This window comes from Pseudoxanthomonas sp. LjRoot204_2, assembly GCF_056175765.1.
Window position 1 is genome coordinate 1 of record NZ_JBGFFG010000073.1, and the last position, 10,907, is coordinate 10,907.

The following is a 10,907-nucleotide window of genomic DNA, read 5'->3' on the forward strand; positions in this document are numbered from 1 at the left end:
AGCGAGGCCAACGCCTTGGCCTTGATCGCGGGATTGCGTTGCAGGGGCAACGCGCGCAGCTGCATCTCGGTCTTGCGGAGCAGCTGGCGGGAAGAAGGCCGGGCGTCCGRCAGTCCCGACAGTGCCACCGCCCCCAGCGTCTGTTCGAACACGGCCGAGACAGCCTGCATGTCGCGCAGCTCGCGGCTGTCCCTCAGCTGCGACCAGCCCAGCACGCCTGCGGCCGTGGCGGCGACAACGACCACGCCGCCGGCCAGTGCGCTGGACAGGGCGTTGCGTTGCAGGAAGCGTTGCACCGCATGCAGCTGGCCGGCATCGCGCGCGCGCACCGGGTAACGCCCCAGCCAGCGCTCCATGTCGTCGATCAGGGCCTCGACGCTGCCGTAGCGATCCGCGGGCGACGTCGCCACGGATTTGAGGGCGATGGCATCCAGGTCGCCTTGCAGGCCGCGGCCCAGTCGCGCCGGGCTGCGGCAGCGACGCTTCCATGCGACGTCCATCGTGGTCGACATCGCCAGCCGCGACGCTGGCCGTGCGGGATGAACGACCGGCGAGGCGATGAGGCTGGCCTGCAGCCGCGGCAGCGGACGAGGCCAGTCGGCGACGAGCAGCTGGTACAGCATGACGCCGATCGAATAGATGTCGCTGGCCGCGGAGGCGGCGCCCCCCGCGAGTATTTCCGGCGCGGTATATCCATTGGATACCGCGATGCAGCGATGCGCGGGCCCTTCCAGGCTGTCCATCATGGCGGACAGGCCGAAGTCGATGAGATGCACGTGGCCGTCCGTCGATACCAGCAGGTTGGCCGGCTTGATGTCCTGGTGCAGCATGCCGCGCCCATGCGCATACCGCAGCGCCTGACAGGCTTGCAGGAGCAGGCGGACGCGTTCGGCGAGCGACAGCCGCTGCTGGTCCGCCCACAGGTCCATGGCGGTGCCGTGCACCAGGCGCATGGCGAACCAGGGTCGGCCATCCGCTTCGATGCCACCGTCGAGCAAGGGCGCGATGTGCGGATGGTCGAGTTGCGCCAGGTGGTTGCGTTCGCGCATGAACGCCTCGATCAGCGTCGGCGACGACATCCCGGCCCGCATGCACTTCAACGCGACCTTCTTTTCGTACTGGCCGTCCGCGCGACTGGCCTCGTAGACGGTTCCCATGCCCCCCGATTCGAGCAGGCGGTCGATACGCCACGGGCCCAGCCGGTTGCCGATGCGTGCGGAAGATGGATCGTCCTCCTCTTCGCCCGACGCATCGAGCATGGCGTCGAGCGCGGCGTTCTCGAGCGGATGCGTGGCCGCGTCGGCGTCCAGCAGCTTGAGCAACGCCGCGTGGAGCGCGGGTTCGCGCGCCTGCAGCCGCGCGAGTGCGGCCGAGCGTTGGGGAGGCGCCAGTTCGACGTACTCGTCGAACAGGGCTAGCGCACGGGCATCCAGATCGGACATCGGCGACGTTCGGAAGAGCGCGCGGCGGCGCGCGTGCGGGATGCGGGCAGCCAAGCAGCCATGGCGGCGAAGGTACCGCGCTTCGAACGGCGCGGGAACACGAACAGCAGGAATGGCGCGCCCGGAGGGATTCGAACCCCCGACCAATGGCTTCGGAAGCCACTACTCTATCCGGCTGAGCTACGGGCGCACGGGACGGGCATTCTAGCCGCAAACCGGCGCGCAGGCGCATATCGTCCGACGGGGCGGGGAAATGCCCGGACCGCGCCATCGCGCCTGCTACCCTTTCCGCATGGGATACGAGCGTTTCGAAGAAGGCGGCGCGCTGCGCTGGCGTGCGCGACTGGGCCAGTACTGGAAGCTGGTGCGCGGCGACCGGCCTATCGGCGTGCTGCTGCTGCTGTGGCCCACCTGGTGGGCACTGTGGTTGGCAGCCGGCGGCGTGCCGCCCTGGTGGACGCTGGTCGTGTTCACCGCCGGCGTCTGGCTGACCCGGTCGGCGGGATGCGTGATCAACGATTACGCGGACCGATGGCTGGACCCGCAGGTGGAGCGCACGCGCGATCGCCCGCTGGCGACCGGTGCCGTATCCGGGCGCGAAGCCTTGGTCGTGTTCGCGGTGCTGATGCTGGCCGCCTTCGGCCTGGTACTGACGATGAACCGGCTCACGGTCGCGCTGAGTGTGGTCGGCCTGTTCCTCGCGGCGAGCTATCCGTATCTGAAGCGCTATACATACCTGCCGCAGGTCTACCTGGGCCTGGCGTTCGGTTGGGGCATCCCGATGGCGTTTGCGGCGGTGCAGGGCGAGGTGCCGCCGGTTGCCTGGGTGCTCTATGGCGCGAACATCCTGTGGGCCACCGCGTACGACACGTGGTACGCGATGGTGGATCGCGAAGACGATCTGCGCGCGGGATCGAAATCCACCGCCATCCTGTTCGGCGATCTGGACCTGGTCATCCAGGGCGTGCTGTACGCGCTGGTCATCATCGCCCTGTACCTGGTGGGACGTCAGGCCGGGCTGGGCATGTATTACGGAATCAGCCTGGCGGTGGCGACCCTGCTGGTCATCTCACAGTTCTGGATGGCGCGTCATCGCGAACGCACCGCATGTTTCCGCGCCTTCCTGCACAACAACTGGGTGGGTGCGGCGATCTTCGCCGGCCTGGCACTGGATCTTGCCCTTCGCGCCGCGTAACGCTTTCACGATCATTGCGGTCGTGCGTATCCCGCAACGTGCGCATTCCCCGCGCGGGCCTGTCGATCGTCAAGAGCGGCCAGCCCCGTCACCGCGTTGTCGGACCGCGTCGTGACGGACACGATGACCGCCGGCAATCCGGTCCCGGCCGCCGCAAAAGGAACAATGCTGCGCGACGCCCGAAGTGCACCGATCCTGCGCCGATGGCGGGCTGCATCGCGACCGGCGGCGCCCTCTGACCGGGGTGAAACGGTGTCCGTCCGCGAGCCTGACCGGCAAGAGCGGTGGGAGCATTCCGGCCTTCCCGGTGGGTGGCCAGATCGTGCTGACGCTGCCGTGCCGGGTGACCGCCACCGCTCTGCCAGGAGGGGTCAGGGAGTGCATGGCCTCAGGGCACGCGCGCGCAGACCCAGGCATCCACCCGCTTCGCACCCGCGCGCCGCAGCGCGCGCGCCGCCGCATCCAGCGTGGCGCCCGTGGTCATCACGTCGTCGAGCAACACCACGTGGTCGGGCGGCGTGAGGCGCGGCGACACCGCGAAGGCGCGTGCGACATTCTTCTGCCGCTGGCCGGCGTCGAGTTCCGATTGCGGTGCCGTCGCGCGGACCCGCAGCAGCAGGTCGGTGCGGAGCGGCAGTGCGAGCGTGGTCGCCAAGGGTCGTGCGAGTTCGAGCGCCTGGTCGTAGCCCCGTTCCCGCAGGCGGTGCGCGTGCAGCGGAAGCGGAACCACGGCGTCCGGCCGGGGGGCCGATGCCAGCGCCCCGACCATGAGGTTCGCCATCAGCCGGCCCGCGGCGAGGTCGCGGTGGAACTTGAAGCGCGGTACCAGCCGGTCCAAGGGAAAACCGTAGACGAACACCGCGCGCACGTGCGTCAGCGAGGACGGATGCTGCAGGCAGTCGCCGCATTCCCCGGCCGCCGGCATCGGCAACCCGCACCGGACGCACGCGACTCGGTTCCAAGGCAGCCGTTCGGTGCAGGACGCACACAGATCGATGCCGTTGTGGCCGCGTTCGAGGCAGATGAGGCAGCGTGGCGCCAGCAGCCACCGGCTCGCACGGCGCCACCAGCCGTCAACTTCCAAAGCATCCATGCGGTTGACAGGGCAGGGCCCGGTTTCCAGACTTCCCCGACTGTAGTCCGCCGAGGCCGCGATGTCCCTTCACATTTCTCCCGATGCGCCGGTCGTGCGCCACGACTGGCAGCGCGACGAACTGCTGGCCCTGTTCGACCTGCCGTTCCCCGCGCTGCTGCATCGGGCATCCACGGTCCATCGCGCCCACTTCGACCCGGCGGAAGTGCAGGTGTCCACACTGCTGTCGGTGAAGACCGGTGGCTGCCCGGAGGACTGCGCCTACTGCCCGCAGGCCCAGCGCTACGACACCGGCGTGGCCGCGCAGAAGCTGATGGACGCCGACGAGGTGCTGGCCAAGGCGGCGCAGGCGAAGGCGGCCGGCGCCTCGCGCTTCTGCATGGGCGCGGCGTGGAGTTCGCCGAAGGACCGCGACATCCCGAAGGTCGCCGCGATGATCCGCGGCGTGAAGGCGATGGGCCTGGAAACCTGCGCCACGCTCGGCATGTTGAGTGGCGAACAGGCGCAGGCGCTGAAGGACGCCGGGCTGGACTACTACAACCACAACCTCGATACCGCGCCCGACTTCTACGGCGACATCATCCATACCCGCCAGTACCAGGACCGCCTGGACACGCTGGCGCACGTGCGCGACGCCGGTATGAAGACCTGTTGCGGCGGCATCGTCGGCATGGGCGAGTCGCGCGACCAGCGCGCCGGCCTGCTGCAGGCGCTGGCGAACCTGCCCTCGCATCCGGATTCGGTGCCGATCAACCGGCTGGTGCAGGTCGCCGGTACGCCACTGCATGGCACCAGCGAACTGGACCCCTTCGAGTYCGTACGCACCATCGCGGTCGCCCGCATCGTCATGCCGGCGTCGATGGTGCGCCTGTCGGCCGGCCGCGAGGCGATGAGCGACGAGCTGCAGGCGCTGTGCTTCMTGGCCGGCGCSAATTCGATCTTCTACGGCGASAAGCTGCTGACCACGGGCAACCCGGACACCGAGCGCGACCAGGCGCTGTTCGCCCGCCTGGGCCTGCGTCCGATGGCCGTGCAGGTGGAAAACGTGCACGACCATCACAGAACCGATGCACCGGGCAGCGGTACGGTGCATGCCGACATCACCCGTCCCGAGCCGTCCTGCGGCCGGGCGGCGTAAGTCGGGGCGATAGGGGGCAGTACCGGACGAAGACGCTGGCGCGGAAACGCGGGCCGGCGTGTCGTCGTCGATGACTTCCCGCGCCCCGGCGTCCTCATCCGCCAGGCCCGCCGACATGACCCGCATCGACCTGCACGACCGCATCCTCGCCCAGCGCCAGCAGCGCATCGTGCTGGGCCGGCAGCGCGTCCGCCGCACCGTCGCGCGCCGCGACGGCGTGCGGGTCGAGATCGGCGGGCGCTGGCTGACCGAGTTCAGCAGCAACGACTACCTGGGACTGGCGCAGCAGTTCGAAGTGACCAACGCGCTGCAGGACGCCGCCGCGCGCGAAGGCGCCGGCGCCGGCGCCTCGCACCTGGTCAGCGGCCACCACGCCGCGCACGAGGGGCTGGAGCGCGACATCGCCGAATGGCTTGGTTATCCGCGTGCGCTCCTGTTCGGCAGCGGATTCCTCGCCAACCTCGCCGTACAGCAGGCATTGCTGGAGGACGGCGATGTCTGCGTGCAGGACCGCCTCAACCACGCCAGCCTGCTGGATGCCACGCGGCTTGCGGGCGCGAAGCTGCGCCGCTATCCGCATCTCGACCCCGAAGGCGCATTGCGCCAGCTGAAGCTGCAGCCGGAGGGCGCGGCGATGCTGGCCACCGATGGCGTCTTCAGCATGGATGGCGACGCCGCGCCGCTGCGGTCGCTCAGTCTCGTCGCCCGCATGCAGCAGGCGCTGTTCTTCGTCGACGACGCGCACGGCGTCGGCGTGCGCGGGCCGGAAGGGCGCGGCAGCGTGGCCGAAGCGCGCATGGGCGTCGCCGACGTGCCGCTGCAGCTGGTCACCCTGGGCAAGGCGCTGGGCGGCTACGGCGCGGTCGTGGTCGGCGAGGACACGCTGATCCAGCACCTGGCCGAAACCGCGCGCCCCTACATCTACACCACGGCCATGCCGCCGGCCTTGGCTGCGGCCACGCGCGTTGCGGTGAAGCATGCGCGCCGCGACCAGTGGCGGCGCGACAAGCTGATGTCGCTGGTCGATCGATTCCGCAGCGGAGCGCAGCGCGCGGGGCTGCAGCTGATGGCTTCGGACTCCGCGATCCAGCCGGTGCTGTGCGGCGGCGATGCCACGGCGCTGGCGCTGTCCGCCGCCCTGGACAGCGCCGGCTACCTGGTGCCGGCGATCCGGCCACCGACGGTACCCGACGGCAAGGCGCGGCTGCGGGTGACGTTGTCCGCCCTGCATTCGCCGCAGGACGTGGACGGATTGGTGACGACCTTGTCGCGCGCGTGGGAGGCGGTGCAGCGCGTGCACGGCGCGGTCGCCTGATCGAACCCGCGCGCGGCCGCACGGTCCCGACTCGCGCGGGATCGGCGACAATAAGCGGCATGCATATCGAAACCCTCGGCAGCGGCCCCTCCCTGGTGCTGTTGCATGGCTGGGCGCTGCATGGCGGCGTCTTCGCGCCCCTGGTGCAGCGACTGTCCGACCGTTACACGCTGCATCTCGTCGACCTGCCGGGCCATGGCCACAGCCGCGACAGCGAGGTCGCGCTGACGCTGGGCGCCACGGTCGATGCCATCCTCGCGCGCACGCCGCCGGCTGTCTGGCTGGCGTGGTCGCTGGGCGGCCTGTTCGCGCTGCATGCGGCAGCCTCGTCGCCGCAGGTGCGCGGGTTGGCGATGATCGCCGCGACGCCGCGCTTCGTCCGCGACGAAACATGGCCGCATGCGGTCGAGGCACGGGTGTTCGCCCAGTTCGGCGACGACCTGCGCAACGACTACGCAGGCACGCTGGACCGGTTCCTCGCGCTCGACACGATGGGCTCCGAACACGCCCGCAGCGAGTTGCGCACGTTGAAGCAGGATCTGTATGCCCGCGGCGAACCGTCGCCTGCCGCCTTGCATGCCGGTCTCAAGCTGCTCGAGCAGTCCGACCTGCGCGCGACGCTGCCGGCACTCGCTGTGCCCACCCTGTGGCTTGCCGGACGCCGTGACCTGCTGGTGCCGTCGAAGGCGATGCAGGCATCGGCCGCCGCCGCGCCGCACGCCACGTTCGTCGAGATCGCGGGCGGGGGCCATGCGCCGTTCCTTGGCCACGCCGATCTCGTGGCGGGCGACGTGGACGCGTTCATGCAGTCGTTGCGGCAGGACGAGGTCGCATGACCACCTTCGACCAACGCCACATCCGGCGCGCCTTTTCGCGCTCGGCCGCAGGCTATGACGCGGCGGCGGCGCTGCAGCACGAGGTCGAGAAGCGCCTGCTGGAATCGCTGGACTACTTCGCCCTGCGGCAGGGACCGGACGCCGTGGCTCCGCGCGTCGTGCTGGATGTCGGGTGCGGACCCGCGCATGCGGCCGCCACCATGCGCAAGCGCTGGCCGAAGGCGCAGGTGATCGCGCTGGACCTGGCGCTGCCGATGCTGCGCGAGGCGAAGAAACAGGCCGGCTGGTGGAAGCCGTTCCAGCGCGTCTGCGCCGATCTGCGCGCCTTGCCACTGGCCGAGGCCAGTGTCGACGTGCTGTTCTGCAATCTCAGCCTGCAATGGGTCGACGACCTGCCGGCGGCGTTCAATGGCTTTCGTCGCGTGCTGAAACCAGGCGGTTTGCTGGTGTGCTCGACGTTCGGCCCGGAAACCCTGCAGGAACTGCGCGAGGCGTTCGCGCAAGCCGACGACACGCCGCATGTCAGTCCGTTCCCGCCCATCGCGCAGTTCGGCGATGCGTTGATGCTCGCGGGCTTCCGTGATCCGGTGCTCGACCGCGATCGCTTCACGCTGACCTACGACGATATGCCCGCCCTGATGCGCGAACTGCGCGCGATGGGCGCGACCAACGCACTGCGCCATCGCCGCCATACGCTGACGGGGCGCGCGCGGTTCGCCGCTGCCGCCCGTGCGTACGAACCGCTGCGACGCGCGGACGGAAAGCTGCCCAGCACCTGGGACGTGATCTACGCGCACGCATGGGCGCCACCGCCGGGCGCGCCGATCCGCGGGCAGGGCGAGGACATCGCGGCGGTGCCGCTGTCGAAGATTCCGATCCGGCGACGCGGCGAGTAGCTCGCCGACGGGGTCGCCACCCCAAAGCTTGCGGCGACCTATCGCGTCCGCGTCGGTTCAGGAGCTGGCGCGGCTCACCTGCCGGACCCACTCCTGCAGATTGTAGTAGTTGGTGACCCTCGCGATGCGGTCGTCGCGGATCTCGAAGAAGGCGCCGCCCGGCAGGATGTAAGTCTGTCCGTCCGCCTCGGGCAGGCCTTCGTCGGTGTGCAGGTACTCGCCATGCACCACGTACTCGGCAGCCGCACGCTGGCCATCCTGGGTTACCAGCACGACGATGTCGCGCAGCTGCTCGCGGTAACAGGCATTCATGCGGCCCAGGAACGTCGCGAACGCCTCGCGTCCGGTTTCACGCGCGCCCTGGTTGAGGTCGTGCACCACGTCGTCGGTGAGCATCGAGAGCATGCCTTCCCAGTCGCCGCGGTTGAACGCCGTGTAGTAGCTCAGGACGAGTTCGGTGGCGCGGTCTTGCCGGCGCGTGCCGTCGATCTTCATGGGAAGTCCCGTGGGGTGGGCAAGGCGGGGATGATACGCCCCGCTGTCAGCGCGGCAGCCGGTCGCGGTGGAAAAAGTAGACTTCCTGCAGCAGGAATCGCCAGCGCGTGGCGAAGCTGCGGAAGCGGCTGGTCGGCGTGGGCGAGCCCACCGCGTGGATGCCCAGGCCGCGGCTGATCCGCAGCGACCGCGCCATGTGCAGCGGGTCGCTGACGATGATGACGCGGTGAAGGTCGTGCTCGTGCATCAGCAGCGAGGCCTGCCGCAGGTTCTCGTGCGTGTTGCGCGACAACGATTCGATCAGGATGGCCTTGTCGGGTACGCCCTGGCGCAGCGCATAGCGGCGCGCGACCTGCGATTCGGAAAACCGTGCGCCCACGCCGCCGTAGCCGCCGGTGAAGATGAGCTTCGGCGCCAGGCCGCGCTTGTACAGGTCGATGCCGTGGCGGATGYGCTCCTCGAACACGGGCGAGGGCTTGGCATCGTACGCGGCGGCGCCGAGCACGATGATGGCGTMCGCCGGGCCGGCGTCGTCGCGCTGCCCCACCCAGACGATGTAGGCGGCCACGCCGACCAGCCAGACCAGCACCAGCAGTGCCAGCCGCCAGAGCCAGCCGCCGATGCCGCGCCTCGTCTTCCGCTGCCTGCCCCTCATGCCGCGCGCTCCCAGGGCAGTGCATCCAGGTCGACATTTCCGCCGGACAGCACCACGCCGACGCGCTGGCCTGCGAAACGGCCGCGCTCCCGCAGGATCGCCGCTAGCGCGATGGCCGACGAAGGCTCCACCAGCACCTTCAGGCATTGCCACAGCAGTCGCATGGCCGCGAGCGTCTCCGCGTCGGGCACGGTGACCACGTCCACCTGGTATGCGCGCAGCACCGCGAAGTTCGGCTCGCCAAGCGTGCCGCGCAGGCCGTCGCAGACGGTATCGGGGGTGAATTCGATGCGGCGCTCGCCCGCCGACAGCGAGGCGGCGGTGTCGGCCGCGCCGTCCGGTTCAGCGCCGATGATGCGGCAGGCGGGCGCGAGGGTGGCAGCAGCTATAGCGGTGCCGGACAGCAGCCCGCCGCCACCGACCGGCGCCACTACCGCATCGAGCGGGCCCTGTGCGTTGAGCAGCTCGAGCGCCGCGGTCCCCTGGCCGGCGATGACATGGGGGTGGGTATACGGATGGATCAGGCTGGCGCCGGTGTCGGCCTGCACCGCGCGGGCGGTCGCCTCGCGCGCGTCGATGGTGGGTGCACAGGAGTGCAGCTGCGCACCGTACCGCGCGATGCTGGCCCGCTTGGCCGCATTCGCGCCTTCCGGCACCACCACATGGCAGGCGATGCCGCGCGTGCGTGCGGCCAGGGCCAGCGCAGCCCCATGGTTGCCGGACGAGTGCGTCACCACGCCGCGTGCGGCGGTCGCGTCGTCGAGGGCCCACACGGCATTGCACGCGCCGCGGAACTTGAATGCCCCCGTCCTCTGCAGCGGCTCGGCCTTGAAATGCAGCTCGCAACCGGCGATCGCGTCCAGCGCGCCCGAGCGCAGCACCGGTGTGGCATGGGCATGCGGAGCGATGCGGGCGGCGGCGGCAAGGACATCGTGGAAGGTGGGCAGGGGGCTCGGCATGCGGAAAGGTTATCGCATCATCCCGACATGAACCTGCGCCAGCAGGCGATTTCACCGCTCAGGGCAGGGGGCAGGGTTAAGCACGGATTCAATGCGGCAGGCCGATGCTGGCCCTGCAAAGCAACGGGGGTCCTGCCATGAAGCGCACATCTCTTCTGACCATCGCATTCGCCAGCCTCGCGCTGGGTGGCTGCGCGACGTACGACTATGTCGGCGATACCGCACCGGGCGGCTATTACCATGGCCGGCCCAGCACGCAGTATTACGACCCGTACGGCGGCTACTACGGTGGCGGTGGAGCCTATGGCGGTTATGGGTATGGCGGGTATGGATACGGCGGCTATTACGGCTATCCGTACTACGGGTACTACGGCTCCCACTACCCCTATTACCCGCCGCGTCACCCGCGCCCGGACCACAACAATCCCCCACCCAAGCCCCCGCCGTCCAATGGCGGAGGCGGCAATCGCCCGCCGCCGTGGCGCGACCCGACCGGCCGCTGGCGCGAAGGGGGATCGCAGCCGATGGTCCCGGGGCGTCCCAACCAGGCCGCGCCGTCCCCGAGCCAGCCCCGTGTCGATGGCGGTGGCTACCAGCGCCCGCGTGTCACCGCGCCTCCGTCCATGCCAAGGCAGGAGCGTCCCCGCACCATGGAACGTGCGTCGCCGCCGCCCCGCATGGAGCGTCCGGCCCCGCCGTCCCGCCCCGCCCGGGCGGAACGGGATACCTCCCGTCAGATAGAACCCTGATTCCAGTCCCCCGCAACGCCCCGTCCGTTGCTTTCCCGCCGCTGCCGTCGCAGGCTGCAAACCCAGTTGACCGGTTGCGTCGCTTTCTGACGTAAGCGGCAATAAAGGTTCAATGTCGACGTCCGGTGGGGAAA

General features: G+C 69.8%; 11 protein-coding genes and 1 tRNA gene. 6 read left to right on the forward strand and 6 right to left on the reverse strand.

Annotated features, from left to right (window positions below; translation table 11 throughout):
* The coding region (locus AC04L7_RS05355; protein WP_475512646.1) for a serine/threonine-protein kinase at window positions 1-1,442 on the reverse strand (1,442 nt) is incomplete at its 3' end.
* Window positions 1,443-1,555: 113 nt separating this feature from the next.
* Window positions 1,556-1,632 (reverse strand) — tRNA-Arg (locus AC04L7_RS05360).
* 102 nt (window positions 1,633-1,734) lie between these two features.
* Between AC04L7_RS05360 and ubiA the strand changes: the two genes are divergently transcribed.
* Window positions 1,735-2,637 carry a 4-hydroxybenzoate octaprenyltransferase gene (ubiA, locus tag AC04L7_RS05365; protein WP_296281662.1) on the forward strand — a complete coding sequence of 301 codons (903 nt, stop codon included), beginning with the start codon at window positions 1,735-1,737 and terminating at the stop codon, window positions 2,635-2,637.
* Between the two features lie 388 nt (window positions 2,638-3,025).
* Here ubiA and AC04L7_RS05370 read toward each other — a convergent pair whose 3' ends face one another.
* Window positions 3,026-3,730, reverse strand: coding sequence for a ComF family protein (locus tag AC04L7_RS05370; protein WP_436000802.1), 705 nt, complete (start codon window positions 3,728-3,730; stop codon window positions 3,026-3,028).
* A gap of 61 nt (window positions 3,731-3,791) precedes the next feature.
* Between AC04L7_RS05370 and bioB the strand changes: the two genes are divergently transcribed.
* The 4 genes from bioB to bioC all read left to right on the forward strand — a co-directional run bounded on the left by bioB (window position 3,792) and on the right by bioC (window position 7,915).
* Window positions 3,792-4,868 carry a biotin synthase BioB gene (gene bioB / locus AC04L7_RS05375; protein WP_475512647.1) on the forward strand — a complete coding sequence of 359 codons (1,077 nt, stop codon included), beginning with the start codon at window positions 3,792-3,794 and terminating at the stop codon, window positions 4,866-4,868.
* A 115-nt stretch (window positions 4,869-4,983) separates the two neighbouring features.
* Entirely contained in the window at window positions 4,984-6,183 is a 1,200-nt protein-coding gene (bioF, locus tag AC04L7_RS05380) for an 8-amino-7-oxononanoate synthase (protein WP_436000798.1), read from the forward strand.
* A 59-nt stretch (window positions 6,184-6,242) separates the two neighbouring features.
* Window positions 6,243-7,019, forward strand: a complete 777-nt coding sequence (gene bioH / locus AC04L7_RS05385) for a pimeloyl-ACP methyl ester esterase BioH (protein WP_436000796.1) — start codon at window positions 6,243-6,245, stop codon at window positions 7,017-7,019.
* Entirely contained in the window at window positions 7,016-7,915 is a 900-nt protein-coding gene (bioC, locus tag AC04L7_RS05390; RefSeq protein WP_436000795.1) for a malonyl-ACP O-methyltransferase BioC, read from the forward strand. Before bioH ends, bioC begins: the two co-directional genes overlap by 4 nt.
* Window positions 7,916-7,972: 57 nt before the next feature.
* Here the strand turns inward: bioC and AC04L7_RS05395 are convergent, their stop codons facing one another.
* From AC04L7_RS05395 to AC04L7_RS05405, 3 genes are read right to left on the reverse strand one after another with little or no spacing between them, the layout of a single operon-like run.
* The gene (locus AC04L7_RS05395; RefSeq protein WP_296281650.1) at window positions 7,973-8,410 is read right to left on the reverse strand and encodes a ketosteroid isomerase-related protein; all 438 of its coding nucleotides are present in this window, start codon (window positions 8,408-8,410) and stop codon (window positions 7,973-7,975) included.
* Between the two features lie 46 nt (window positions 8,411-8,456).
* On the reverse strand, window positions 8,457-9,065 hold the full coding sequence (locus AC04L7_RS05400) for a YdcF family protein (protein WP_475512648.1): 609 nt from the start codon (window positions 9,063-9,065) through the stop codon (window positions 8,457-8,459).
* Window positions 9,062-10,024, reverse strand: a complete 963-nt coding sequence (locus AC04L7_RS05405; protein WP_296281646.1) for a threonine ammonia-lyase — start codon at window positions 10,022-10,024, stop codon at window positions 9,062-9,064. Before AC04L7_RS05405 ends, AC04L7_RS05400 begins: the two co-directional genes overlap by 4 nt.
* 137 nt (window positions 10,025-10,161) lie before the next feature.
* Between AC04L7_RS05405 and AC04L7_RS05410 the strand changes: the two genes are divergently transcribed.
* A complete protein-coding gene (locus AC04L7_RS05410; protein ID WP_299345971.1) occupies window positions 10,162-10,773 on the forward strand; it encodes a hypothetical protein in 612 nt (203 codons plus the stop codon).
* Window positions 10,774-10,907 lie beyond the last annotated feature (134 nt).

Coding starts and splice junctions, on each gene's coding strand:
- ubiA (WP_296281662.1), top strand. CDS start 1,735: ATGGGATACGAGCGTTTCGAAGAAGGCGGCGCGCTGCGCTGGCGTGCG.
- AC04L7_RS05370 (WP_436000802.1), bottom strand. CDS start 3,730: ATGGATGCTTTGGAAGTTGACGGCTGGTGGCGCCGTGCGAGCCGGTGG.
- bioF (WP_436000798.1), top strand. CDS start 4,984: ATGACCCGCATCGACCTGCACGACCGCATCCTCGCCCAGCGCCAGCAG.
- bioH (WP_436000796.1), top strand. CDS start 6,243: ATGCATATCGAAACCCTCGGCAGCGGCCCCTCCCTGGTGCTGTTGCAT.
- bioC (WP_436000795.1), top strand. CDS start 7,016: ATGACCACCTTCGACCAACGCCACATCCGGCGCGCCTTTTCGCGCTCG.
- AC04L7_RS05395 (WP_296281650.1), bottom strand. CDS start 8,410: ATGAAGATCGACGGCACGCGCCGGCAAGACCGCGCCACCGAACTCGTC.
- AC04L7_RS05405 (WP_296281646.1), bottom strand. CDS start 10,024: ATGCCGAGCCCCCTGCCCACCTTCCACGATGTCCTTGCCGCCGCCGCC.
- AC04L7_RS05410 (WP_299345971.1), top strand. CDS start 10,162: ATGAAGCGCACATCTCTTCTGACCATCGCATTCGCCAGCCTCGCGCTG.